The sequence below is a fragment of the Terribacillus saccharophilus genome (assembly GCF_002272745.1).
Classification (GTDB): Bacteria; Bacillota; Bacilli; order Bacillales; family Amphibacillaceae; genus Terribacillus; species Terribacillus saccharophilus_B.
The window spans coordinates 54,020-79,916 of the sequence record NZ_NPBD01000011.1; the positions used below are offsets into that span (position 1 = coordinate 54,020).

28 protein-coding genes are annotated in these 25,897 nt (G+C 42.4%); 23 read left to right on the plus strand and 5 right to left on the minus strand.

Annotated features, from left to right (window positions below):
* The first annotated feature begins 95 nt into the window (after window positions 1–95).
* From CHH58_RS12970 to CHH58_RS12985, 4 genes are all read left to right on the plus strand, one after another.
* Window positions 96–1,736: an ATP-binding protein gene (locus CHH58_RS12970; protein WP_095230884.1), complete on the plus strand. Its 1,641-nt coding sequence runs from the start codon at window positions 96–98 to the stop codon at window positions 1,734–1,736.
* Window positions 1,702–2,403 (plus strand): response regulator, encoded by a 702-nt coding sequence (locus CHH58_RS12975; protein ID WP_170937626.1) that lies wholly within the window; start codon window positions 1,702–1,704, stop codon window positions 2,401–2,403. The genes CHH58_RS12970 and CHH58_RS12975 overlap by 35 nt, the downstream gene beginning before the upstream one ends.
* 125 nt (window positions 2,404–2,528) lie before the next feature.
* Window positions 2,529–3,824 carry a CitMHS family transporter gene (locus CHH58_RS12980; protein ID WP_095230886.1) on the plus strand — a complete coding sequence of 432 codons (1,296 nt, stop codon included), beginning with the start codon at window positions 2,529–2,531 and terminating at the stop codon, window positions 3,822–3,824.
* An 80-nt stretch (window positions 3,825–3,904) separates the two neighbouring features.
* On the plus strand, window positions 3,905–4,414 hold the full coding sequence (locus CHH58_RS12985) for a type 1 glutamine amidotransferase domain-containing protein (protein ID WP_095218879.1): 510 nt from the start codon (window positions 3,905–3,907) through the stop codon (window positions 4,412–4,414).
* Window positions 4,415–4,455: 41 nt separating this feature from the next.
* Here the strand turns inward: CHH58_RS12985 and CHH58_RS12990 are convergent, their stop codons facing one another.
* Window positions 4,456–5,094 (minus strand): NAD(P)-dependent oxidoreductase, encoded by a 639-nt coding sequence (locus CHH58_RS12990; RefSeq protein ID WP_095262635.1) that lies wholly within the window; start codon window positions 5,092–5,094, stop codon window positions 4,456–4,458.
* Window positions 5,095–5,246: 152 nt separating this feature from the next.
* On the opposite strand from CHH58_RS12990, the gene CHH58_RS12995 reads away from it, so the two are divergent.
* On the plus strand, window positions 5,247–5,684 hold the full coding sequence (locus tag CHH58_RS12995) for an Rrf2 family transcriptional regulator (protein ID WP_095218877.1): 438 nt from the start codon (window positions 5,247–5,249) through the stop codon (window positions 5,682–5,684).
* A 40-nt stretch (window positions 5,685–5,724) separates the two neighbouring features.
* Here the strand turns inward: CHH58_RS12995 and hmpA are convergent, their stop codons facing one another.
* A complete protein-coding gene (gene hmpA, locus CHH58_RS13000) occupies window positions 5,725–6,900 on the minus strand; it encodes an NO-inducible flavohemoprotein (RefSeq protein WP_095262636.1) in 1,176 nt (391 codons plus the stop codon).
* 160 nt (window positions 6,901–7,060) lie between these two features.
* Between hmpA and CHH58_RS13005 the strand changes: the two genes are divergently transcribed.
* Window positions 7,061–7,492, plus strand: coding sequence for an RrF2 family transcriptional regulator (locus CHH58_RS13005; protein ID WP_095230889.1), 432 nt, complete (start codon window positions 7,061–7,063; stop codon window positions 7,490–7,492).
* Window positions 7,493–7,562: 70 nt separating this feature from the next.
* Here CHH58_RS13005 and CHH58_RS13010 read toward each other — a convergent pair whose 3' ends face one another.
* A complete protein-coding gene (locus CHH58_RS13010) occupies window positions 7,563–8,204 on the minus strand; it encodes a cupin domain-containing protein (RefSeq protein WP_095234521.1) in 642 nt (213 codons plus the stop codon).
* Between the two features lie 195 nt (window positions 8,205–8,399).
* Here CHH58_RS13010 and CHH58_RS13015 point away from each other — a divergent pair, with 195 nt between their 5' ends.
* The 16 genes from CHH58_RS13015 to CHH58_RS13090 all read left to right on the plus strand — a co-directional run bounded on the left by CHH58_RS13015 (window position 8,400) and on the right by CHH58_RS13090 (window position 24,323).
* The gene (locus CHH58_RS13015; protein ID WP_095262637.1) at window positions 8,400–10,145 is read left to right on the plus strand and encodes a sensor histidine kinase; all 1,746 of its coding nucleotides are present in this window, start codon (window positions 8,400–8,402) and stop codon (window positions 10,143–10,145) included.
* A gap of 82 nt (window positions 10,146–10,227) precedes the next feature.
* Window positions 10,228–10,899 (plus strand): response regulator transcription factor, encoded by a 672-nt coding sequence (locus CHH58_RS13020; protein WP_095230892.1) that lies wholly within the window; start codon window positions 10,228–10,230, stop codon window positions 10,897–10,899.
* A gap of 15 nt (window positions 10,900–10,914) precedes the next feature.
* The gene (locus CHH58_RS13025; RefSeq protein ID WP_095223398.1) at window positions 10,915–11,061 is read left to right on the plus strand and encodes a teichoic acid D-Ala incorporation-associated protein DltX; all 147 of its coding nucleotides are present in this window, start codon (window positions 10,915–10,917) and stop codon (window positions 11,059–11,061) included.
* 17 nt (window positions 11,062–11,078) lie between these two features.
* Window positions 11,079–12,584 carry a D-alanine--poly(phosphoribitol) ligase subunit DltA gene (gene dltA, locus CHH58_RS13030; protein WP_095230894.1) on the plus strand — a complete coding sequence of 502 codons (1,506 nt, stop codon included), beginning with the start codon at window positions 11,079–11,081 and terminating at the stop codon, window positions 12,582–12,584.
* The gene (gene dltB / locus CHH58_RS13035; protein WP_095230895.1) at window positions 12,581–13,738 is read left to right on the plus strand and encodes a D-alanyl-lipoteichoic acid biosynthesis protein DltB; all 1,158 of its coding nucleotides are present in this window, start codon (window positions 12,581–12,583) and stop codon (window positions 13,736–13,738) included. Before dltA ends, dltB begins: the two co-directional genes overlap by 4 nt.
* 15 nt (window positions 13,739–13,753) lie before the next feature.
* On the plus strand, window positions 13,754–13,990 hold the full coding sequence (gene dltC / locus CHH58_RS13040) for a D-alanine--poly(phosphoribitol) ligase subunit DltC (RefSeq protein ID WP_095230896.1): 237 nt from the start codon (window positions 13,754–13,756) through the stop codon (window positions 13,988–13,990).
* A complete protein-coding gene (dltD, locus tag CHH58_RS13045) occupies window positions 13,990–15,150 on the plus strand; it encodes a D-alanyl-lipoteichoic acid biosynthesis protein DltD (protein WP_095262638.1) in 1,161 nt (386 codons plus the stop codon). The genes dltC and dltD overlap by 1 nt, the downstream gene beginning before the upstream one ends.
* Window positions 15,151–15,552: 402 nt before the next feature.
* On the plus strand, window positions 15,553–16,137 hold the full coding sequence (locus CHH58_RS13050; RefSeq protein WP_095230898.1) for a membrane-spanning protein: 585 nt from the start codon (window positions 15,553–15,555) through the stop codon (window positions 16,135–16,137).
* Window positions 16,138–16,320: 183 nt separating this feature from the next.
* The gene (locus CHH58_RS13055; protein WP_095262639.1) at window positions 16,321–16,764 is read left to right on the plus strand and encodes a GNAT family N-acetyltransferase; all 444 of its coding nucleotides are present in this window, start codon (window positions 16,321–16,323) and stop codon (window positions 16,762–16,764) included.
* Window positions 16,730–17,368, plus strand: a complete 639-nt coding sequence (locus CHH58_RS13060) for a YczE/YyaS/YitT family protein (RefSeq protein WP_095230900.1) — start codon at window positions 16,730–16,732, stop codon at window positions 17,366–17,368. The genes CHH58_RS13055 and CHH58_RS13060 overlap by 35 nt, the downstream gene beginning before the upstream one ends.
* 126 nt (window positions 17,369–17,494) lie before the next feature.
* Window positions 17,495–18,691 carry an ornithine--oxo-acid transaminase gene (locus CHH58_RS13065; protein WP_095260945.1) on the plus strand — a complete coding sequence of 399 codons (1,197 nt, stop codon included), beginning with the start codon at window positions 17,495–17,497 and terminating at the stop codon, window positions 18,689–18,691.
* Between the two features lie 21 nt (window positions 18,692–18,712).
* Window positions 18,713–19,621 carry an aldo/keto reductase gene (locus CHH58_RS13070; protein WP_095262640.1) on the plus strand — a complete coding sequence of 303 codons (909 nt, stop codon included), beginning with the start codon at window positions 18,713–18,715 and terminating at the stop codon, window positions 19,619–19,621.
* A gap of 158 nt (window positions 19,622–19,779) precedes the next feature.
* Window positions 19,780–20,403 (plus strand): TetR/AcrR family transcriptional regulator, encoded by a 624-nt coding sequence (locus CHH58_RS13075; RefSeq protein ID WP_095230903.1) that lies wholly within the window; start codon window positions 19,780–19,782, stop codon window positions 20,401–20,403.
* 180 nt (window positions 20,404–20,583) lie between these two features.
* Entirely contained in the window at window positions 20,584–22,062 is a 1,479-nt protein-coding gene (locus CHH58_RS13080; protein ID WP_095230922.1) for a DHA2 family efflux MFS transporter permease subunit, read from the plus strand.
* A 264-nt stretch (window positions 22,063–22,326) separates the two neighbouring features.
* Window positions 22,327–22,821, plus strand: a complete 495-nt coding sequence (locus CHH58_RS13085) for a PH domain-containing protein (protein WP_095233303.1) — start codon at window positions 22,327–22,329, stop codon at window positions 22,819–22,821.
* Window positions 22,821–24,323, plus strand: a complete 1,503-nt coding sequence (locus CHH58_RS13090; protein WP_095262641.1) for a PH domain-containing protein — start codon at window positions 22,821–22,823, stop codon at window positions 24,321–24,323. Before CHH58_RS13085 ends, CHH58_RS13090 begins: the two co-directional genes overlap by 1 nt.
* 39 nt (window positions 24,324–24,362) lie before the next feature.
* Here the strand turns inward: CHH58_RS13090 and CHH58_RS13095 are convergent, their stop codons facing one another.
* Window positions 24,363–24,587: a YozQ family protein gene (locus CHH58_RS13095; protein ID WP_095230906.1), complete on the minus strand. Its 225-nt coding sequence runs from the start codon at window positions 24,585–24,587 to the stop codon at window positions 24,363–24,365.
* A 467-nt stretch (window positions 24,588–25,054) separates the two neighbouring features.
* Between CHH58_RS13095 and CHH58_RS13100 the strand changes: the two genes are divergently transcribed.
* Complete coding sequence (locus CHH58_RS13100; RefSeq protein WP_095233305.1) at window positions 25,055–25,552, plus strand: GNAT family N-acetyltransferase; 498 nt, start codon at window positions 25,055–25,057, stop codon at window positions 25,550–25,552.
* Between the two features lie 27 nt (window positions 25,553–25,579).
* Here CHH58_RS13100 and CHH58_RS13105 read toward each other — a convergent pair whose 3' ends face one another.
* Window positions 25,580–25,867 carry a hypothetical protein gene (locus tag CHH58_RS13105; RefSeq protein ID WP_095230908.1) on the minus strand — a complete coding sequence of 96 codons (288 nt, stop codon included), beginning with the start codon at window positions 25,865–25,867 and terminating at the stop codon, window positions 25,580–25,582.
* Between the last annotated feature and the right edge of the window lie 30 nt (window positions 25,868–25,897).

Sequence of the window (25,897 nt, forward strand, 5' to 3'; positions counted from 1 at the left end):
CCTTGAGTGGGTGCTTTTTAATTTTCATAACCTTTCTTCTTCCTAGCTGTAAAGTAGTAAGATAATAGTAGAGGAGAACAAAGGGGACGACTTATATGGGGGAACTGCGGAGACGACTGCGTTTTGGTTTACTAGGTCAGATTGTCTTATTGGTGACAATATTGCTTATGATTAGTCTATTATTTGTAAGCGCTCTATTCATAAGGAAGGTTGATGAGATAGTCGAGGAAGATGCAGGGAACACTGCGATGGCCGTCGCTAAGCTTGCTGCCAAGGATGACACAATTCTTCAGCATCTGGAGGAGAGGGTTAATGACGATGCGATACAGCAGGAGTCGTTAAAGATCCAGCAAAATAGCGGTGCAGATTATGTTGTAATTGCTGATACGAATGGAATCCGAATTTCACATCCAGAACCGGAGAGAATCGGTAAACCAACCAAGACGAGCAATGACCAGGTATTAGAAGAAGGAAAGGAAGTCATATACGAAGGGTATGGTATTTCCGGCTATGCGGTTAAGGCAAAAACACCGATAAGAAATGAATCAGGTGATATCATTGGCGTAGCATCAGTCGGTTTTTTGAAGCAGAACTTAAATGATCAGATACTTTCCTATTTGCAGGAGGTAATCATCTGGTTCCTGCTCATCTTTGCTGTTGGTCTTCTTGGTGCCTATCTTGTTGCGAAACGGGTGAAAAAGCTGATTTATGGATTAGAGCCAGAAGAGATTTCCTTCTTATTTAAAGAGAAGGAGACGACACTGGCATCAATCAAAGATGCTACCATAGCGATTGATCGCAAAGGTCATATTACATCTATTAATCGTAGAGCCCAAGAGATATTTAAGCGTAAATCCGTGCTGGAGGATGCAATCGACCAGAAGAATCTGCAATCTCTTTATCAAGCAGTTTTGGCAGATGGGGAAGGAAGGTATAACAAATATACTTTTGTTGCTGGCGATATTTATATAGTAGATGCTTCTCCGATAAAAGAAGCGGAAGAAACATTGGGAGTCGTCTTTACATTACGTCCTGAAACAGAAGTGATTGACGTATCAGAGACAATTGCAAAAATGAAGCAGCAAGCAGATCAGATGCGTGCTTCTAATCATGAATTTATGAATAAGTTAAATACTTTGTACGGCTTGATTCGCTTACAGGAATATGACAAGGCACTCGTACTCATTTCAGAGGAAGTAGAGGAACGGCAGAGCGTCGTCAATTTGCTGATGGCAAGCATAAAGGAACCGATGATTGCAGCCTGCCTGCTAGGAAAATTCAATCGTGCCAAAGAGTTAAAGGTGTCATTAATGATTGATGAAGGCAGCAGCATGAACATTGACCTGCGACCGGAAGCAACAGAGAAGATTGTGACTATCATAGGAAACTTACTAGAGAATGCCTTTGAGTCCGCTTCGAAGCACCAGGGTACGGAAGGAAAGGTTTTTGTATCTTTCACAGATCTAGGACAAGAAGTGATAGTCGATATCGAGGACAATGGCAAGCGGCTGTCTGAGAAGGAAAAACAGACAGTATTGGTGGATGGATATTCAACTAAAAAGGAAGCTGGCGATGGGCATGGTATTGGACTGACTATTGTACAGGCAGCACTGGAGAAACTGAATGGAGCTTTGTATTATGGAGATAGCGAAGCAGGAGGAACTCTCGCGACGATTGTTCTCCCGAAAGGAAGCGTGGAAAATGGACCGGATGAACGTTCTGATAGTGGAAGATAATGTAGAAGCATCAATGATATTTCAGAATTACTTAAATGAGATGGAAGGGTATCGACTGATTGGTGTTGCAGAAAATGGAGAACAGGCGAAAAGTCTGCTTCAGGCATTAAAGCCTGACGTGGTGCTGCTTGATGTCTATCTTCCTGATACGAATGGTATCGATATCCTTTGGTTCATCCGCCAGAATTACCGCAAGACGGATGTAATTCTGCTGACAGCAGCGAATGATACGGAAACAGTTGGTGAGGCGATGCGTGGAGGAGTGTACAGTTATCTGATAAAACCGATAGATGGTGATCGCTTCCAGCGTGTGCTCCAGGAATATGCTATCTATAAGAAAGAACTTCAATCTGGCAATGAAATCGGTCAGCAGCAAGTAGATGCTATCTTTCATCCTAATATACATACAGCAGAATCAGTGGAACAGGAGGTCTATCCAAAAGGAGTCGATCGCCTTACCTTGGAATCGGTACGACAGGCAATGAAGGAGCAGCAGAACAGCGAAAAGGCAGAGGAAATAGCAGCGAAAATAGGGGTAAGCCATTCTACAGTTCGCCGCTACTTGGAATATATGGTGTCGAGAAAAGAAGCGGAAGTGGAAGTCACCTATGGAACAGTCGGAAGGCCTGTCCGCAAGTATAAATACAGAGCCGAGAACGCTATTTGATTTTCGTGAGAAAAATGAAAAAAATGCACTTAATGTAAGTAAACTGTGCATTTTGTGAACATAATGTTACACTTCTTTCAATTGAAAGCGCTAACAATTGGCGCTGTTTGAAGGAGGACTTTCTTTTGTTATCTTTATTGGGCTTCTCCATGGTTGCTGTATTTATGTATTTGATCATGTCCAAAAAGCTATCGCCGCTTGTGGCGTTAACGCTTATTCCTATTCTCTTTGCTATAATTGGCGGCTTCACTTCTTCATTAGGGCCAATGATGCTGGAAGGTGTAGAAGGAATTGCGGCCACAGCTATTATGATTCTGTTTGCTATCCTTTACTTCGGAGTCATGATTGATGCTGGGTTGTTCGATCCCCTGATTAATTTTATTCTGAAGGTAGTAAAAGGAGATCCGCTCAAGATTGTTGTTGGTACATCCATTCTCTCCATGATGGTAGCTCTGGATGGAGATGGTACAACAACGTATATGATTACTGTTTCTGCCTTATTGCCTCTTTACAAGCGATTAGGGATGAACCGTTTGATTCTTGCTACAGTTGCTATGCTTTCAATGGGTGTCATGAACATCACCCCTTGGGGCGGGGCTTCGGCTATGGCCATGGCTGCTTTGAATTTGGAAGCATCTGAGTTGTTCATACCGATTATTCCAGTGATGGGAGTAGGACTTATTTATGCGATAACTGTAGCTTTCATCCTTGGAAGAAAGGAAAGAAAGCGTCTAGGCGTTGTGCAGCTGGATAATCAAACGCAGCGGGAAATCAGTGCAGCAGAAGAGGTGCCTGCTTATCGCCGTCCAAAGCTTGTTTGGGTGAACCTCCTGCTTACAATCATATTGCTTGTTTGCTTAATCCTGGACTTCGTCTCTTTGACAATCCTATTTATGGTTGCTTTCGCTGTCGCTCTTATGATCAACTATCCACGCATGAGTGATCAGCAGGAAAGAATGGCAGCTCATGCGAAAAATGGATTGGCAGTAACAACAATTGTCATAGCCGCTGGTATCTTCACCGGTATCATGTCCGGAACGGAAATGATTGACGCGATGGCGAATACGCTTGTATCAATCATCCCAGAGTTCATGTCTCCTTATCTCGCTGTCATCATTGCCATTATCAGTGCGCCGTTTACTTTCTTTATGTCCAATAATGCATTTTATCTTGGTGTACTGCCAATTCTGGCTGAAGCAGCGCAGGCATATGGAGTGAGCAAAGTCGAAATCGGTCGTGCAGCATTACTCGGCCAGCCAGTGCACGTACTAAGCCCACTAGTAGCCGCAGCCCATCTATTAATCGGTATGGTAGGCATCCAATTTGGGGAGTTGCAGCGGTATGCTATGCTCTGGGCATTCGGGTCGACGATCGTAATGACGATTGCAGCACTGATATTCGGAGTTATTAGTATTGGATGAAAAGCTGTGAGCACGATAGTTGAATAGAGTGAGAAGCCTCTGTTAGTCTTAAATTAAAGATAAAATAGGAGGGACTATATATGAGCAAAAAAATCGCAGTTTTAATTACAGATGAATTTGAGGATATCGAATATACAAGTCCGGTAAAAGCATACGAAGAAGCTGGGCACAGTGTCGTAAACGTGGAGTTCGAAGCTGGTAAAGAAGTTAACGGTAAGCACGGTGAGAAAGTGAAAATCGACAAAGCGATTTCCGATGTGGATGCAAGTGAATTCGATGCACTATTGATTCCTGGAGGATTTTCTCCTGACTTGCTTCGTGGAGATGACCGTCCTGGTGAATTCGCGAAAGCTTTCGTAGAAAATGAAAAACCTGTATTCGCTATTTGCCATGGTCCGCAAGTATTGATTGACACAGACTTGCTAAAAGGCAAAGATATTACGGGCTACCGCAGTGTTCGTAAAGACTTGATTAATGCTGGCGCTAACTACAAAGATGAAGAAGTAGTCGTAAGCCATAATATCGTAACAAGCAGAACACCTGATGATTTAGAAGCATTCAACCGCGAATCATTGAACCTGTTGAAATAAGTAAGAGAAAAGCGCTAGACCACGTGGTCTAGCGCTTTTATTTATTCTTTTTCACCGACAACGGAGAAGCGTTCATTGTTATGAGCAGGTTTTTCGATTTCATCCAAGACAGCGATAGCATAGTCAGCATAGCTGATATAGCTGTCGCCTTTCTTATTCAAAATCATGACATCACCGCCAGTTTGATAGCTACCGGTACGTTTTCCTTCTGCATCGAAGAATCCGCCAGGACTGATGTATGTCCACTGGATACCTTCACTGCTTTCCAGCTCTTTTAAGTTTTCAGCCATATTGGTAGCTGTCGGCAAATAAGCATCCGGGAAGCCAGGTGTTTCAAATACACGAGTAATTTTCTGTTCATCTACGAACAAGCTTCCCGCTCCGCCGACAACGAGTATACGAGTGGAAGGAGCTTTCTTTAATGCTTCCATCAGATTTCGACCAGCTTCAATGTGCTGTTTTTCTTGGCCGGGAGCAGTATTGAAGGCGTTAACGATTACATCAAAGTCCTTGATATCCGATGTATGGATATCAAATATGCCTTTTTCTAGTACGTTAATGTCTTGTTTTACTTTTGCAGCGTTGCGTACAATTGCTGTCACTTCATGACCGCGCTCCAATGCTTCTTTTGTAATTAAGCTGCCTGCTTTACCTGTGGCTCCGATAATCCCTATTTTCATGAGGAATCCTCCTTGTGTTTAACTTGTAATTTATTTGGTTACATGTAGTATAATAAGTTACAGGTGATAACTTGTCAACACTTTCCTTTTACCCGTTTCATTTTGCGTTATACTATAGAGATAGGAATTCATTTGAAAGTGAGCTGGAAATTATGTCAATAAGCAGCCGTTTTGCTGTTGGTATTCATATACTGACACTTCTGGAAGTGAATAAGGACGAAGTGAATTCGTCTGAGTTCATCGCAGCCAGTGTCAATACGAACCCGGTCGTTATCCGTAAGATCATGGGTATGCTTAAAAAAGCGGAGCTGGTCAATGTACGGCCAGGAGTAGCAGGAGCGGAACTAGCACGTAAGCTTGATGAAATCACGCTGCTTGATGTGTACAAAGCAGTGGAAGCAGTCCCAGAAAATGAACTCTTCAGTGTTCATGGAAATCCGAATCCACAGTGTACGGTCGGCAGGAATATCCAAGCAGCCGTTCTACCAATATTCGCTGGAGCACAGGCGGTCATGGAAAAAGCATTGGCACATGTGACGATTGAGGATATTGTACAAAGTATCGAGGAGCAAGATAAGCAGATTGAATAAAAAAATTAAGCGCACTGCCGAGGCAGTGCGCTTAATTTTTTTATTGAGCTTTTTCAAGATCAGCGGCAGGGCCGAAGAACTCAAAATGAACTTGTTCTTTACTTATACCAGAGTGGTATAAGGTAGAGATGACGAATTCCATGAAACCAGCTGGACCACAGACATAAACACCGCTGTCAGTCTTCACCATATCCTTGAGGACAGTTTCATCGATTCTCTTATCTTCATAATATGTCTGATACGTTAAATTAGGCATTCTTTCTTGAATGCTTTGGATTTGCTTGGTAAAAGCAGCAAACTCTGGAGTGCGGGCAGCTTGCAGGAAGACGACTTCTCGTTTGGAATCTTCTGCTGCAAGAGTCTCAAGCATACTCATGATTGGCGTGATACCTACACCGCCTGCGATGAAGGTAATCGGTTTATCAGCATTTTTTTCAAGAGTGAAGACACCAGCAGGTGCACTTACTTCTAGTTTGTCTCCTTCTTTTACTTGTTCGTGTAAGTAGACGGAAACCTTGCCATCCGGATTATTATCGTCTTCTTTCTTCACAGAAATACGGAACGTATCCGTTGAAGGAGTTTTAGATAAACTGTACTGACGGATCATCGTGTACTTTTCTCCAGGTATGGAAACACGGACGGAAATATACTGACCTGGTTCGAAATCAGGCACACGTTCAGAGTCAGCAGGTTTCAAGTAAAAGGAAGTAATAACATTACTTTCTTGGACTTTCTTTTCAACAACGAAGTCTTTAAAGAATGCCCAGCCGCCTTCTTTCTTTTCATTTTCTTCATACATATTGGCTTCTACACCGATGAAAGCATCTGCGATGACGCCATATGCTTCTTCCCATGCTTTCAAAATTTCAGGTGTCGCAGCATCTCCTAGAACCATCTTGATTGCTTTAAGCAAGTATTCGCCTACAACTGGATAATGTTCGGGTTTTACACCTAAGCTGACATGCTTGTGAGAAATCTGTACGACCGTCGGCAGTATTGCCTCCAGCTTATCGATATGTACCGCAGCTGCATAGACTGCATTAGCAAGTGCTGTTTGCTGTTTGCCTCTTGCCTGGTTCGCATGGTTGAAAATGTTCAGTAGTTCAGGATGCGCTTTAAACAATTCTTCATAAAAGACAGTTGTAATTTTAGTTCCATGTTCTTCTAGCACAGGTACAGTGCTTTTGATGATGTCGATAGTTTCTTGTGATAACATTTTGGATTCCTTCTTTCGTTGATCTATCTCTATCATAGAACTAACTGCAGATAAAAGATATATTTAAAATACCACTTTAACAAAAGTGTCACATTCTCTTTATGCCCAATCCGTTATTCAGTTATGCTATAATCCTCAAGAAGAGGAGGATGTAATCAAGATGCGATTGACGATGTATACCGATTTTTCCCTAAGAGTCCTTCTTTATTTGGGAACAAAAGAAAAAGACAAGCTGTCGACGATTCAAGAGATCGCGACAGCATATAATATATCCAAAAATCATTTGATGAAAGTAGCGCACGAAATGCGCCAAGCCGGCTATATTGAAGCGGTGAGGGGGCGTTCGGGCGGTATCAGACTGGCACGTGAACCAAAAGAGATAAATATCGGTGCGGTCGTGCGGAAGATGGAAGATGATTTTCATTTGGTAGAATGCTTCAACCGAGAGAACAATACATGCCCAATTGCTTCTGTTTGCGGCTTAAGGGGAATTTTAGGTAAAGCACTGCATGCATATCTGCAGGTGCTTGATGCGTATACCCTACAGGATCTACTAGAGAATGAAGCAGATTTACGGATGCTGCTTCGATAAACAAATTAATTTTGCACTTATACATTATTCAAATAAGAACAGCCTCTCCTGTTGAAGGAGGGGCTGTTTTTTATTTGAAACGATAATAGTGATAGCCGTCTGTGTAGTCATCTGATTGACTCGGATTCTTTGATTCTTGATAAGCGACTTGTTCGTCAGACCGTTGCTGACTGCATTCATCTGGCGGACCAATGATAATGGTCTGGTTGTTGAGCGGACGAAGTGTTTCCTGAAGCTTCGTTTTATCCAGACAATAGGTTTTAGCGAGTACTTCTGCTGGTGTTCTAGCTAGGATATCAGAGCCGAAAATATATTCAGGGTATGGCGCATCGAAAATGGCCAGCAGATGCGTTTGGTCTTCTGCTGCTGTTTCCCAGTGCCACCAGCCTTGAGGGACATTTGCGACTTGACCGCGGGTGATGCGGATATTTTCGACCTTATTCGTGAACGGATTGATTAGGGAAACTTGAGCTGAACCGCTAATACAATAGACAAGTTCAGCTGCATTTTGGTGGTAATGAGGTTCGACTGTTTTTCCTTTGCTCAAAAAGATATCGAGAAGGGACACATCTCCCAGTGTATTCAATACATCCCGGCCGAGCCGGTTGATATAGTTCCGGTTATTCCTAGTGAATAATCGGTTTTTATTTACATCACTAAAATACTGGACATCGCCCTTGGTGTAGTCCATGTACTCATTTTCTTTCCCCATGCCTTCCCCTTCTTTCTATTGAAATGTTACGGTTTAGATTATGCAGGAGACGGGCTTTTGGATTTTACAAAAAAAGGGTTCCGTATTTGTGTAAATGCGTGTACGCTGATGAAAGCTGTGTGCGGACACACAGAAAACATATCTGTAAATTACAGTATACATAACTAACTGTCGTAGTACATAAAGGAGTACCACATGAGAAAACGAGGTATTACTATCAAGCTGTTCGCTGTGACAGCTTTATTCTTCTTGGCATTTTACGCAATGATCATGATTTTCCAGCTTGTGTTTTTTGATAGCTTTTACCAGCAATATAAAACAAAAGAAGCGGCCGAACATCTGCATTCAATGGCACAAGGCTATGAGGAGAATTCCTGGAATGCAGAGGAGCTGACAAAACACACGCTGTCTTATATGCAGGAGGCGAAGAGTCCTTTAACGATTGTCGATGCAGAAGGATATCAGCTGGTACAAGATCCGTTCCACATTATGCTGGAAACAGAGGACGGAGGGGTTCTCGAAGTGGCGTTATCTTTGTTTGTCACTGATTATGGCAACGACTTGAATGCGTTGAACATCAGAAAAGGAGATACGCTAGAGATTTATGGAGAATCAGATTTGTCGGTCACTTCGGTCATTTACCCATCTGTTATCACGAAGGATGAGGAAAGTGTCGGTGAACATCTGGAAGAGAATGAAATAACACTCGAAGGAAAAGTAAAAAGTGTTTCGCTTCCTCAGGCCGGTATGTCCAATAGAGGATTAGGCCTGCTTTATGATGCCCTGCTGGAATGGTTCCCACTTGATGAAGATCTGCTGAAGCAGCTTAACGATGGGAAAAGCCAGCAGCTGAACTGGGTGGAACCATGGACTGGAAAGCATAATCTAGTACTGATAGAGCCGATTAAAAAAGACGGAGAAATGCAATATTTGTTCTCGGTCACATCTTTACAGGAAACCAAAGATACAAATGAAGCACTGCGGGTATTTTATCTGTATATCGGTATTGCTGGCATCTTCCTCATTCTTTTGCTTTCTTTGTTTTACTCTCGTCTTGTGAGCAGCCCATTAATCAAGCTGAATGAAATGGCTAAAAAAATGGTTCATCTGGACTTTTCATCGGTGAAGCCAATCAAGCAAAAAGATGAACTTGGCAGTCTATCCAATAACATGCTGATCATGGCACAGAACTTAGATATAGCACTGGACGATTTGAAACGTGCCAATGAAAAGCTGAAGCAGGATATGGAGAAACGCAAACAGATGGAAAAAGCGCAGCGAGAATTTTTCGAGCACGCTTCTCATGAACTCAAGACACCGCTCAGTATTGTCAAAAGCTTTGCAGAAGGGCTGCAAGATGGAATTAGTCCAGACAAACACGATCACTATATTGACGTAATCATCGAGGAATCCGACAAGATGCAAGTACTGATCGGAGATATGCTGGATTTGGCCAAGCTTGAGAACGGAGCTATTAAACTAAGAAAATCATCATTTCTGCTGAGTGAAATGATAGAGGATCTTTCCGATAAACTGTATTGCATGGCAAAAGAGAAACAAGTTTCCATTGAAGTGATGCCGAGGAATGAAATGCCAATTACGGCGGATTATGAGTGGATGGAGCGGGTGATGCGGAATCTGCTTGTTAATGCAGTACGTCACAGTGAAACAAATTCTGTCATTACTATCCGTATCGAAACTGACTTGGACACCTCGCGCAGTGTGTTCATGATAGACAACAAAGGAATTCAAATACCAGAGGAGCAGCTTGATAAAATCTGGAACCGTTTTTACCGTACAGAAACTTCTAGAAGCAGAATGACAGGCGGCACAGGTTTGGGACTTGCTATCGTACAGCAAATACTCGATTTGCACGATTTCAGCTATGGGGTGGAGAATACACCAGATGGAGTACGCTTCATAGTGAATTTCTATAAGTAATGGGATAAATTACTTATATGGACACATGAAGGACATATGAGCTTGTTAATTTATGTATATCAGTTGGAAGGAAGGATTCACGATGAGAAAGAAAGTACTGCTTGTCGAGGATGAATTACGTATCCGGGAAGTAGTGGCGGACTACTTCAAAATGGATGGCTGGGAAGTGCATGAAACAGATAATGGCAGCAGTGCTATTGATTGGTTTGACGCTATTTATCCTGACCTTGTCATTCTGGATATCATGATGCCCCAGATGGATGGATTTGCTGTTACAAAAGAGGTTCGAGCAAAATCAGGTGTACCAATCATCCTGTTGACAGCTAAATCCAGTGATGATGATAAAATTCATGGTTTTGATTTAGGAGCAGATGATTATGTAACGAAGCCGTTTAGTCCGAAAGTACTGGTTGCGCGGGCTAATTCCTTGATGAAGCGGGCAACAGAACATTATTTACCGAATGGACATATGCTCAGCTTCGGTCATGCAGTGGTCAATACAAAATCACGTCAGCTGGAATTGGATAAACAGCAAGTCGAGTTGACACCAAAGGAATATGATCTTTTGCTGCTCCTGTTGCTGCATAAAAACAACGTCCTTTCACGTGAAACAATTCTGAACCATGTATGGGGCATAGACTTTGAAGGAGATAACCGAGTAGTAGACACGCATATTAAGAAGCTGCGTGCCAAACTGGGGGATGAATCTCATCATATTCGGACCGTTATCGGTACTGGATATAAATTTGAATAGAAGGCAGAGGAAAAAATGAATAAGATCAAGCAGCTGTATGCGCATACAGGTGTTCGCTTTGTCGTGCATACGTGTTTCTATTTGGCAATCCTTATCACCTTGTTCATGCTGTATGGCTTCCATACAGCTAATACAGGTAACTACATATATAACGATTTTTAATTGGAGAAGATATAACAATGAAACTTTTAACAACCATCGCACAACATGCGGCAGTAAGCCCAGAGCAGACAGCATTCCGTAATGGAGAGGATGCGATCAGCTATAGGATGCTTTGGGACCGCTCGGACAGATTGGCTGCTCTAATCCGTAATAGCTGTCAGCTTGAACGACAGACGCCAATTGTTGTGTACGGCCATATGGGGACGGATATGCCGGTATCCTTCCTTGCCTGTGTGAAGGCTGGCTATTCATACATACCTATTGATACATCCATTCCGATGGAGCGGGTGCGTCTTATCGTGGAAAAATCCGGTGCGGGCTTGGTCATCAATACAACTGATTCTGATCTTGGACTCGATAATATAGCTGTTTTATATACAGCAGCTTTGCAGCTGGAACAAGTAGAGGTTATCGATCGGGATTTATGGGTGAAGGAAAATGAAGTGTTTTATATCATCTACACATCCGGAAGTACAGGAAATCCGAAAGGTGTACAGGTAACAGCAGCGAACCTGCAATCCTTTACCGATTGGATGACGAGTGACTTTCCGCTCGAAAAAGGAAAAGTATTCTTGAATCAAGCACCATTCTCATTTGATTTATCTGTGATGGATTTTTATCCCGCATTACAAAGCGGAGGTACCATCCATGCGCTGACTAAGGACGTGATCAATAAGCCAAAGCAGCTTTTCGAGAATCTCAGCGGTTCTGCTTTGGAAATTTGGACTTCCACGCCATCCTTTGTTCAAATGTGTTTTCCTAATCCTGATTTTAATGCGGAGATGCTTCCAGAGCTTGATACCTTCCTTTTCTGTGGCGAAGTACTTCCACTTGCAGTAGCAAAAGAATTGAAGGCACGTTTCCCAGAAGCGAGGATTTTCAATACATATGGACCAACAGAAGCAACAGTTGCCGTGACTTCTATCGAAATTACAGAGGAATTGCTGGCAAAAGAAGAAGCATTGCCGGTCGGCCGCCCGAAACCGGATATGCGTATTCTTGTCGTGGACGAAACAGGTAATCCGCTCCCGGATGGAGAAAAAGGAGAGCTTATTCTCGTAGGTCCGAGTGTGACAAAAGGTTATCTTGGTGAGCCATTGCTGACTGGAAAAGCCTACGGCATTGTGTACGATATGCAAGCTTATCAAACTGGAGATGCTGGTTTGATAAAGGACGGCTTAGTCTATTGCCAGGGTAGACTGGATTATCAGATCAAGCTGCACGGCTACCGGATGGAGCTGGAGGAAATTGAATTTCACTTACAGCAATCCGATTATATTAAATCTGCCATCATCATTCCGTATGCGCCGGAAGAGGAAATTGAATACTTGATTGCCGCAGTCGTACCAGAAGCAAATGATTTTGAAAAGGAATATCAGCTTACAGCAGCTATTCGAAAGGATCTTGCTTTGCGTTTGCCAGCTTATATGATTCCGCGTAAATTTACCTATCATTTCACTATTCCGATGACGATGAATGGGAAAGCGGATCGTAAGAAGATGAAGGAAGAGGTATTCGCATGACCCCGTATAGTTCGTTTCTTTTTTTCATTATACTAGGCATCCTGCTGCTGCCAACGATGATACTAGGCATCATGGGCAAGCGTTTGCGTTATTACAATGTGTTTGTTTCGATTGCTGTACTAGCCTTGATTTTTTCAGGCGGAGATGAAGGATTTTATTCACTCGTCATCTTCACTATCCTGCAGCTAGTGCTGATTAAAGGCTATATTTCATACCGGCAGAAAAAGAATAGTAGTCTTGTATTCTATCTAATGAGTTTCTTATCGATTCTGCCTTTAATCCTCTCGAAAATCCTGCCGTTCCTGGCAGTGGATAACTGGGCAAGCTTTCTCGGAATCTCGTATCTGACGTTCCGAGCTGTCCAAATCATTATCGAAACGAGAGATGGTCTGATCAAACAGCAGCTGTCGATTTATCAGCTTGTGAATTTCATGCTGTTTTACCCAACGATTTCGTCTGGTCCGATCGATCGGTTCCGCCGCTTTCAGAAGGATGAGGAGAAACGATGGACGCCAGAAGAATACAAGGAGCTGCTTTATAAAGGTATCAATAAGATCTTCCTGGGCTTCTTGTACAAGTTCATAATCGGGTATGCAATCAACACTTATTTCATCATGAATCTAGATCATATAGCAGATGGAAGGTTCAGCTATCATCTGTTGTACATGTACAGCTACAGCTTATATCTGTTCTTCGACTTTGCCGGGTATACGTTATTTGCAGTAGGCGTCAGCTATATTATGGGCATACGTTCACCGGAGAACTTCAACATGCCATTCATCAGCCGGAACATAAAGGATTTCTGGAACAGATGGCATATGTCGTTGTCGTTCTGGTTCCGAGATTATGTGTTTATGCGTTTTGTCTTCCTGATGAAAAAGAAAAAATGGATCCAAAATAAAATGCTCGTCTCAAATTTAGGCTATATCCTCTTATTCCTGCTGATGGGAGTATGGCATGGATTAGCGATTCAGTACATCATCTATGGTGCTTATCATGCCTTGATGATGACAGCTTTCAATTATTTTGAGACGTGGAACAAAAAACATAAACGCTGGCCGACCGGCAAAACCATGACAATTGTATCGATTGTCATCACTTTCCATGTCGTCTGTTTCGGATTCTATCTTTTTTCCGGAAGACCATTTCAATAAAAGGGGATTATACTAATGGATTTTAAAGAGAAAGTACTACAAGTAATTGCAGAAGTTTGTGAAGATGATGTTGTAAAAGAGGAGCACGATCTTGATATTTTTGAAGCAGGATTGCTGGATTCTTTTGCTACAGTGGAGCTGATTGTGCAATTTGAAGAACAGCTGGGCATCAATGTGCCGATTACAGAGTTCGACCGTGATACGTGGAATACACCAAATGCAATTATCGATCGTCTGAATGAGCTGAAATAATGAAGAAGAAGTATCTATTCGGACCGATTATATTAGCATTGGTCCTGTTTGCTGCCCTCGTTTTTGTGCCGGCTTCCTGGCTGGCTAAACTGGTGCCAGCGGATCGTTTGGAAGAGTCAGCAACCAGTCTGGAGCCTAATATGTTTCAGGGGACATACTTACAAAGTGAGATGCTTGCTGATCCAGGATATATTCCAATTTACGGATCCTCCGAGCTGTCACGCTGGGACCCGTTTCACCCATCGAATTACTTCAAAGCAACTGGAGCTGATTTTACTCCTTACTTAGTTGGAAAAGGCGGTACAACCTCCATCATCAACGATCTCAACTTTGCAACACACGCAGAAGAGCTAAAAGATAAGCAAATGGTCATCATCGTATCGCCGCAGTGGTTTGTCAAACACGGTACCGATGAACAGCATTTCGCACCAAACTATTCTTCGTTGCAGGCCTACCAGCTGCCATTCAATAAAGAAATAGATGAGCAGGTAAAGCAGGATCTGATGAAAAGGCTTATGTCATATGATGCCGTGAAGAATGACACAATGCTCTATGAGCTTTATGATGCGTACTTGAATGAGAAGGAAATCAAGTTTAATTTATTAGCCTCTCCAGCTAAAGCTTACATATCAATGCTAAAGAAGAAGGATCTATATTACACACTCGTCAAGGATGATCCATCGAACCGGCATCAGTCTGATAAAGTTAAGAACAAGACTTGGGAGGAACTGCAAGCTCAAGCTGATGCCTACGGCGAAAAACGCACGAAGGATTCAAAATTTAATATCGACTATAAAGTATACAAACATAAAAAAAATCACATCAAAAAGATGGAAGGCAAAAACAAAGGACATTCCTATGCGGAATCGCCTGAATATGCAGATTTCCAGCTTATGCTCGATATTCTAAAAAAAGCAGACGCTGAACCGCTCTTTGTCATCATTCCGGTTAACGGAGAGTATTACGATTATACTGGATTCCCGAAACAAGGACGAGAAGACTATTATAATCGCATCAAAAAACAGATTGATGATAATGGTTTTACCTATGCCGACTATTCTGACCATGAATACGATCCGCATTTCATGCGTGACACGATTCATATCGGCTGGAAGGGCTGGGTTTACTTAGATGAGGACATGGAGAAATTCCTTCAATAGAAAAAACCAGGAAAAAACTAAATTGCCTATGCTAATAAACGCATAATAGCACCGCTCCGGCAGAACACTCCGCTTTCCACGGGCACGGCCTCAGCCTCCTCGTGGAAAGGCACCACTGTGGGGTCTTCGGCTCGTGCTGTTCCCGTTGGACAAGGAATACTTCGACAGCTTTACTTCGCACGAAGAAAATTGGTTGGTATTTTCGAGGAGTCACCGTGTTCTGCCTACGCTAGTATAGCTGATCGTAAATAAGAACCCGAGCTCACACAAGTCTTGAAGATTTGTGTGAGTTCGGGTTTTCGTCTAGCTGAAACACTTTTGTCTCAGCCTCTTTATCATTTTCGCACTAGAATCATCCTTAACTGGTTAGACTATGGAAAAAGAGTTAAGGAGAGATGAGGTTTGAAGAAAACGATAATTGTCTTAAGCTTTTTATTCATATGCTTCATGGTAGTCTCCTTTGTACTAGAGCTGAAGAACGGAGATACAAATTCCTGGACGAAAGGCGGGGGTAGGGTAATTATGAGTGCGCTACCGCTAGGCTTGCTCTTTCTCCAGCGTTCTCCGTTCCGTATACCGCATATTCTTGGATTTTATGGTCTGCTTGTCTGTACGTTCATCTTGGGAGCCATATTCCACTTTTATGATAAGTACAAGTGGTGGGATGTTACGCTTCATGTGGTTGGAAGCATGTATATTGCCTGGCTTGCCTTAGCCATCTATCGCTATAAAGTACTGCGGCCAGCAGGCATTTATATTTCACGGTGGATCATTTTCCTCTTTGTCTGCGGTATGGCCACGATAGGAAGTGCGATATGGGAAAGTATCGAATTCATTGGAGATATGACAGTAACGAGTGTCATGCAGCGGAGCGGGAACACGGATACAATGACGGATTTGATTGCTGGATTGCTCGGAGGAGTCATTTTGGGGATATATGCTTTATTCCGAAATAAGCCGTTGGAAGGGAAAGAGATACGTGGTTGAAGAGAGCTGCAAATATAATTTGCAGCTCTTTTTTTATAGAATTTCATCTATACACTCTTCTGTAAAGGAGGAGATTTATATGTGGAAAAATAGTAAGAAACCCTGATTTCACTTTTTATTATGTTGCACTTGCAACATAATATTGTTTAAATAGATTTATCAATATTGAGAGTAGGGTGTATTATGGCTTCATATAAAATTATACAAGATAAGAATGATCTAGAGAAAGCAAAGGCGATACGTTTAGCGGTATTTGTAGAGGAGCAAGGAGTCGCGTTAGAGGATGAATTCGATCAGTTCGATGGGTTAGAAGAGGGCTGCCAGCATATTCTTGTATACCATGAGGGTGAAGCGGTTGGAACGGGCCGTATTCGCTATGTCGATGATTATGCTAAATTGGAGCGTATTTGTATGCTGGAGCCATATCGAAAATATGGTTTGGGCCGAGTAATCATTGCAAGTCTTGAAGAAATTTCTCGACAAACTGGTAAAAAGAAATACAAACTCCATGCTCAAGTTCAAGCGAGAGGATTCTATGAAAAGCTCGGTTATAAGGGCGTTTCAGATGAATTTGAGGAGGATGGAATTCCTCATGTTATTATGGAAAAACAGGAGAATGTGGGCTAGAGGAACACTCTTTTTCTCAGGTCTTCTCTTCATGACCCTTGGAATTGCCTTAACTATCGAAGCGGACTTGGGAACATCGCCGTTCGATGCGGTACTTGTTGGATTAGCGGAAAGTGCGGGTATGACGGTAGGAGTCTGGGAAATTATCCTTGCGGGCATTTTTATTTTGATAAATTCCCTGCTCACTCGTACAGCACCCGAATTAGCGGGCTTGCTGACTGCATTCGCAACTGGTCTTTTCCTCGATGGGTGGTTATTTCTGCTGGCTGGGATGCATCTAGAGTCGATAATCAGCCGGGCAGGTTTATTTCTTTGTGCACAGCTGCTCCTCGCTGCTGGAACAGCTTTGTATCTGCATACAAAGTTCGCACCTATTCCGATTGATCGGCTTATGCTTGTATTAATCGATAAGTTACATACAAGTGTAGCTGTTACTAAAACATTTTTGTATGCAGTCTGCCTTGTTTCTGCCTTTTTACTTGCAGGCCCGATTGGACCGGGTACTGTACTGACTGTATTATTAGGAGGCTTTTTGCTGCAATATGCATTTATTGTTCTTCAGCGCCTCGGAATTATGCCAACCTATGAATCGTCTAAATCCTAATGGAAGACGATTCATTATTTTATTTCTGATATAGCGCTTACATAGTGTTGTTACTTTGTTAAAATAAAAGCAGAATGATTGCGCTGTATCATGGGCGCCAAATGAACCTGGAAAGGGGCAGTTGGGATGAAGGCTACAGATGCACAGGATTTGATGCAATTGACAGACCAATACGGAGCGAATAATTATCACCCGCTTCCTATCGTTATTTCAAAGGCAGAGGGAGTATGGGTAGAAGATACCGATGGCAAGCGCTATATGGATATGCTCAGTGCCTATTCGGCGGTGAATCAGGGTCATCGACATCCGAAAATTATCGAAGCACTCATTGAGCAGGCACAAAAGGTTACGCTCACATCCCGTGCTTTCCACAATGATCAGCTAGGCTTATGGTACGAAAAAGTTGCGGCTTTAACTAGCAAGGATATGATTCTGCCAATGAATACTGGTGCTGAAGCCGTGGAGACAGCTTTCAAGACGGCCAGACGCTGGGGGTACGATGTAAAAGGGATTGCTGATGACCATGCAGAAATTATCGTGTGCAGCGGAAACTTTCACGGCCGGACGATGACTGCAGTCTCGTTATCTTCAGAAGCAGAATATCGCCGCGGATTCGGTCCGATGATACCTGGAATTAAAATTATTCCGTATGGTGATCTGGATGCTTTGAAGTCGGCCATCACGCCAAACACTGCTGCCTTCATACTGGAACCGATCCAAGGGGAAGCTGGCATTATTATTCCGCCAGAAGGGTATCTGAAAGCAGCATCAGAATTGTGTAGGCAAGAGAATGTCTTATTTATCGCTGATGAGATTCAAGTAGGATTGGGACGTACGGGTAAGCGTTTTGCTTGTGACTGGGAAGATGTCTCTCCTGATTTGTTTATTCTTGGCAAGGCGTTAGGAGGCGGAGTGTTTCCTATTTCCTGTGTAGCAGGCAATAAAGATGTTTTAGGTGTTTTCAACCCTGGTTCACACGGTTCCACATTCGGCGGAAATCCGTTAGCTTGTGCAGTTTCAATTGCCGCGCTGGATGTGCTTGAAGAAGAAAATCTTGCTGCTCGTTCTTATCGTCTCGGAACCTATCTCCAGGAACAGTTGCAGCAATTAACTTCGGATAAGATCAAGGAAATCAGAGGCAGAGGGTTGTTTGTTGGTATCGAATTGACGGAGCCGGCAAGGCCGTACTGCGAAAAACTGAAAGAGCTTGGTGTGCTTTGCAAAGAGACACATGAGACAGTAATTCGCATTGCTCCGCCGTTAATTATCACCGAAGATGAACTGGAATGGGCTTTGGAACGATTGAAGCTAGTATTACAGTAAAAGACAAAAGGGAGAGATTCGATGAAGCTTGGAACAACTGAATTGAACACTGCCCCGATCGCCCTCGGCTGTATGCGTATGAATGATTTGAATACGCAGGAAGCTGTTAACGTGATTGAAGCAAGCACAGAGGCTGGCATCAACCTATTTGATCATGCTGATATTTACGGAGCAGGTGCGTCAGAGGAGGTTTTTACTGCTGCACTCAAAGAGAGTACGATAAAGCGTGAGGATTTGATTCTGCAGTCAAAATGCGGAATCCGCCAGGGATATTTCGATTTTTCCAAGGAACATATTCAGTCCAGTGTGGATGCTATCCTCAATAGGCTGCAGACAGATTATCTCGATATCTTATTGCTGCATCGTCCGGATGCACTGATGGAGCCAGAGGAAGTAGCGGAGGCTTTCCAGAAGCTGAAGGAAACCGGAAAGGTAAGGTACTTCGGTGTCAGCAACCATCATCCCCAACAAATAGAACTGCTGAAGCACTATGTAAAAGATGATCTGATAATCAATCAGCTTCAACTCAGTTTGATGCACACGCCTCTAATTGACGCTGGATTGAATGTGAACATGCAGAACAGAGAGTCAGTCGTGAGGGACAGCGGTTTACTTCCGTATAGTCAGCTTAACAAGATGACGGTTCAGGCGTGGTCTCCATTCCAATTTGGTATGATAGAAGGCGTATTTGTCGACAACCCAGACTTCCCGGAAGTAAATACAGCACTTCAGGAGCTGGCGGATAAGTATGCTGTAAGCAAATCAGCAATTGCGATTGCCTGGATACTGCGCCATCCTGCTTCTATTCAAGCTGTCATTGGTTCTATGAATCCGGAACGAATCCAGTCTATTTGTAAGGCCCAGGATGTTCAGCTGACTAGGGAAGAGTGGTACAAATTGTATCGAACAGCAGGTAATAACTTGCCTTAATTATAGGAAAGAAGAGAAACGGATTGTCTATCGGGCATCCGTTTCTCTTCGTATAGTAATAACTAGTAGTATAGTCTTGACATGTGACACGGTGTCACATATAATCAAATAATCATCAATTGTGACATGCTGTCATATGTTTGGGCAGGAGGGAAGAAATGCCGAAGCAAACCTTTCTTTCTTTACCGGAAGATAAACAAAATACATTGATTCAATCAGCTAAAAAAGAATTCTCTCGCGTCCCTCTGCATGAAGCGTCTATAGCAAACATCATTAAAGATGCCGGAATACCTAGAGGCAGCTTTTATCAGTATTTCGAGGATAAAGAGGATCTGTATTATTATCTGCTGAATCAGGTAGCGCAGGAGAATAATAAAAAGTTGAATTCTATTCTTCAGGAAAAGAAAGGGAACTTAATGGATGCTTTAGCGGATCAGTTCCGCTATATGATATCTTTACGCCATGATGAGGAGCATAAAGACTTCCTTCGATATGCTTTTCTGAATATGAACCATAGGAAAGAAAATACTATGGCAAACAACATTTATAAAGAAAGCTTAAAGAATGAACGCTCTCAAACACTTGAGATGGTGGATACCTCTTATCTCAACATTGAAGATAAGCAGGAGCTATCGCATGTCATTAGGATTGTCGGAGCTATTACTTTTCATAATCTTGTGCAGGTATTCGTCCATGATCTTACGGATGAAGAAGCCATCTTCAATTATGATGCACAAATTAGCTTGATAAAAAAAGGACTGCAAAGAAAAGAGGTCGACTGATGTACAGCACAGTAATCAAAAAAAGCGATGATTTGATGAAGAAGCTAGTTGAGACACTTCAAAAGCAAGGAATCAACGCAACACTCTGCAAACGGCCGCTTATGCAGCACTAAAAAATGAATAAAGGGAGATAGAAATTTGAACACCGAAGCAACACAACCTAGAAAAGTACCATATTTGATGCTTGCGATTTTATTTGTAGGAGCATTTGTTTCCTTCTTGAATAACTCATTGCTGAATGTCGCCTTGCCATCTATCATGGTTGACTTAGATATCAAGGATTATTCAACAGTACAATGGCTTGCGACCGGTTATATGCTGGTCAGTGGGGTGCTAATTCCAGCCTCCGCATTTTTAGTTACTCGGTTCTCCAACCGTATGTTGTTCATTACAGCAATGATTATCTTTACATTAGGTACTGCCTTGGCAGCATTCGCGCCGAACTTCGGCTTATTGCTGACTGGACGTATGATCCAAGCGGCAGGTTCTTCTGTAATGGGACCTTTGCTGATGAACATTATGCTAGTTAGTTTCCCTCGTGAAAAACGCGGTACAGCTATGGGTATCTTCGGTCTTGTTATGATTACAGCACCAGCTATCGGGCCTACTTTGTCTGGTTACATTGTAGAATACTACGATTGGCGCGTATTGTTTGAAATGATTCTTCCATTGGCAATTATCAGTGTGTTACTTGCTGTCTGGAAGCTTAAGAATGTCATGCAGCAGAATACGGATGCAACACTTGATTATCTTTCCATTGTGCTTTCATCCATTGGATTTGGTGGATTGCTTTATGGATTCAGCTCTGCAAGTTCTGACGGTTGGACAGATCCAATCGTTCTAACGACATTGATTGTCGGTGCAGTTGCTTTAATTATCTTTGTCATGCGTCAATTGCGCATGGACAAACCGTTATTGGACTTGCGTGTTTATAAGCATCCAATGTTTGCACTTTCCTCGGTTATTTCTGTCGTAAATGCTGTGGCAATGTTCTCTGGTATGATTTTGACACCAGCATATGTCCAGAATGTACGCGGAATTTCACCATTGGATTCAGGATTGATGATGCTTCCTGGTGCCATTATCATGGGTGTGATGTCACCGATTACCGGTCGTCTATTTGATAAATTCGGACCGCGAATTTTGGCAGTGGTTGGATTGGCTATAACAGCAGTTTCTACTTATATGCTTGCACACTTACAGCTAGATTCCAGCTATGCCTATATCATCTTCATCTACACATTGCGGATGTTCGGTATGTCGATGGTAATGATGCCAATCATGACAAATGGTCTGAACCAGTTGCCAACTGTTCTGAACCCGCATGGTACAGCAGTGAACAACACGGCTCAGCAAGTATCCGGTTCAATCGGTACAGCCATCTTAGTAACAATCATGAACTCTGTAACGAAAAATGAAGGTGAAAGTTTGATGGCTGGAGTTGACCCAGCCACTTTAACAGAAGCATCTACTGCGCTAATGACGCAGAAGGCACTGTTGGCAGGTATCCAAGCTGCCTTCTGGGTAGCACTAGCGATTAATATTGTGGCATTGGTGCTTGCACTATTTGTAAAACGTGTGGATACTAGCAGTGATGCTGTAAGGAAAATTGAAAAACAAGATAGGAGCGGTCAGGTAAATCCTGAGCCCGCAAAATAAAAGAATGGATCCGGTCTCGTACCGGGTCCATTTTTTTGTAGATAATATGTTCTCCGTTATGTTACAGCCGTTAGGAAGAAAGCCATAGACGCATTTCGCTTGCTTGTACATTCTATCCCTTAACTCTTTACAAATAAGAATATTTTACCAAAATTATATTGCTTGCCTTTTGGTAGTGGTGTACTATTTCATTAGTACAATTTTGGAACTTATTCATTTTCTTTCTCGTAAAGAATTAGTAGAGAGATAAAAGGGAGGAAACCGATGCAAACTCAAGTAAAAGAACCCCAGCATAAATTGCCAAAGGAATCATTGCGCGTCGGATTGATAGGGGATGTCATTTTTGATGCTGTCATACTGCTGATTTTTGCTGTTCTGTTTGGACTAGATTTTCTTTTCGAATGGCCGGATTGGATTGGAACAGTACTTTTAATTCTGTTAATCATCTCTGTACCGCTCTTAATTATTGGCTACTTAGGAACTATCATCGACCATCGCAACTGGCGCTATGATATAGACGAGGAATATGTCCAACTAAGACAAGGGGCATGGTTCCAGAAAGATCAGCTTATTCCGGTCACGAAAATCCAATCTGTCGAAACGAAGCAAGGACCACTTTTAAGGAGATACAAACTTCGGGCAGTAGAGATCGAGACAATGGCTGGCGAATACAGCATCCCGGCATTGCCTGATAAAGAAGCCTATGCATTGAGGGATGAAATCGCAGCGTATGCTAAGGCAAAGGAAGAGGATGACTGATGGAGAAGAGACGTTATCATCCGGCTAATATGTTGTTTGCTATTGTGAAAACAGTTAGGGGCTGGATTGTACCGCTTATAATTGTTTTCTTTTTCAACAATACAGATGGTTGGGGAGCATATGCAAAATACGGCATTCTAGGAATAATACTGCTTTCTATTATCAGTAGTATTCTAAAATGGTTTACAGATAAATATACAGCCGATGAGCGAGCGTTTCACTTGTATAACGGCATCTTTTCAAAAACAAGTCGAACTGTTCCGTACGAAAAAATCCAAAATGTAACGAAGCATACAAATCTTTTACATCGCTTACTTCGATTAACTGCGATTAAATTTGAAACAGGATCGAAGGAGAAAGCTGTAGACTTCCAAGTCCTGACCAAAGAAGAAGCCTCTCGATTAGAACAGCTGACGAAAGGAAATGTACAGGAGCAAGCTGCTATACAGGAAATAGAGATAAGTGGAGACGATGTCGAAGAAGAAGATGGAGTATCTGAACAGACAGTTCCTCATACTGAGAAGAAAATAATCCATTTCAAGCCTACAAAGAAGGAACTTATCAGAGCATCGTTCACTTCGTTGAGCTTTTTACTGGTTCCGCCACTGTTGATATCCTTTTTGTTGAAATTCGATATTTTCTTCGATTGGAGCGAGATACGTCAGTATTTACCGCTATTGAAAGTCTGGTGGGTTACGGCGTTTGGACTCATTGGAATTATTTCGGTGTCCCTGCTTATCGGGATGTGGCGGGTCGTACTGAAATACGGCAACTATGAGCTGGCATCAGATGATACGCATATTTATATCCAGACAGGACTTTTAAGTGAATCAGCCTTTTCCATTCGGAAAAATAGGGTACAGGGCATTGAAATCACCCAGCCGATTTTGCATCGTCTGTTAGGATTAGCGAAGGTGAAGCTGATTAGTACAGGTTCACTGGATATTAGCGACGAGACGGAAACTATCAACTCGCTTTATCCCTATTTTCCGCTGAAACAGGCAAAGATCCTGATTACCGAGATATTGCCGGAGTATGAGGTGCAGCTTTCAATGGAGAGACTGGAGCAGAAGGTATTGCTTTACCGCTTACTGCAGCCGAGTATTATTTGGCTCGGAGTGACCATCACCTTGTATTTCTGGCGTCCAGAACTGCTAGGATATGAAATAAAGTGGTGGATTGTCTCTATTGTCCTGCTTATCTTGATAGAAGGGCATCGCTATTTGAGTTTTAAACATACGAGCTATCTAATCAGCGAGAAATTCTTCCAGATTAAGACGGGAGCATTAACAACGACATTGTTTGTGACCAAAAGAAACAAAATGATTGAGGTAGCTAGAAATCAGAATCCGCTGCAGCGTTGGCTTAAATTGGCAACAATCGAATCCATCAATCGGGCCAAGCCGGTTCTGCATAATAAAATCAAAGATATTCCAGCAAGTGAAGCGAACCGTTTTTATGAATGGTTTCACCAACGGACAAAAGATGTCCGGAGGCAATAGGGAAAAAGGGACAGCTCAATACGTGCTGTCCCTTTTCATTCAAAACCCCTCTCGAGGGATTTCTCTTCCTTCTCCATTTTTAAGAGATCCATCTTTTCTTACATTATCGATCTTCCCGTCTATGGTGCCTTCGGTGTAAGTATCTGTAACTTGTTCATGTGTAAGGGCTGTTCCCTTATCGATAAGATCTGTATAGCCATAATCTTTTGCGTCATACATCTTTTCTGCTACTTCATTGGCAGTTTCTTGCTTTGATTTAGCCATCTGTATTCCTCCTTCCATATAGTCATTAGTTTCTCAAAATAGAGTCAAAATATGTTCGGTAGTTTGACTGGTATTTTTCTTGCTTATATCCTGCAAATGTCCTGTTCCAGAGCTGAAGCGTTTATCAACGTCTACATATGGGAAAGCTTGAAGTAAGAAAGCGTATGGTGCAGAAATTTGGCATAAGAAAAACCTTTGCTATGTAAACGCTTTCATTGTAGAATGTATATAAGCAAGTTCTGCATCCTCAAAAAAGAAGGAGTGGACAGTAATGAAGAAAAATGAGAATAATTTTTTCGTGGGATTATTATATGGTACAGGCTTGAGTATTCCTCTTTGGGTTACGTTCTTTGCAGTAGTGAAAGGTATTTCTGAAGTAGTGTCCTAAAGGTTGAAAAAAAAGAAGTGTCAGCTGCGGCTGACGCTTTTTTTCATGTATAATAATAGAAAAAAAGGGACGTTTTAAAATGCAGGATTTCAATACAATATATAAGTTGATGGAAAATGCTTTTCCTCCTGAGGAGTATCGCAGTTATGCGGAGCAAAAAGCGTTGCTTGAGAGGGAAGATTATCACATTCACATATATGAAAAACAAGGTAAACTTGCGGCATTTTATGCGATTTATACTTTGCCGGAATTAGCGTTTATTGAACATATTGCAGTCAATGAAGATTTTCGAGGCCAAGGGATGGGCAGTAAGATCATGAAAGAAGTCATAATTAGCTCAGAAAAACCAATCATTCTCGAGGTAGAGCCGCCAAACAGGGAAGAGAATGCTGCACGTCGTGTGCGATTTTATGAAAAGTTAGGGTTTCACCTTCATGATTTTCCTTATGAACAGCCGCCCTTGCGGCAGGGAGAAGCACCTCTTCCTTTGCAGCTTATGAGCTATCCATATGCTTATGATGGAGAAACATTCGGGCGAGTTAAAGATACAATTCTCCAGAACGTATACGGAATATAAAAGAACGCCTGTCCGGCGTTCGTGTCGTTAACGGTAATCATGCTTGTCTTTCCGATAGGCGCGAAGAGTAGATCGTAAGGCTGCATAGCTTCCAATAGCAGCATAGCCATAAAAATAGCCCATAAATATGGCTGCAATCAAATTGTTGGGATGGCTGAAAAAGATAGATAAAATCAAACCGCTCAGTAAGGCAATCGTAGGCGTATACTTGCCGGAAAGTGGCAGCAGGTGCTTTACGATTTGCGTAAAAATAAGAACGATGGGCACACCAAGCACGGCATCCCAGAAGTTCGTCATAATCATAGGAAATTCCAACGTCCCTACCTCCTTTGTATAACGTATGCT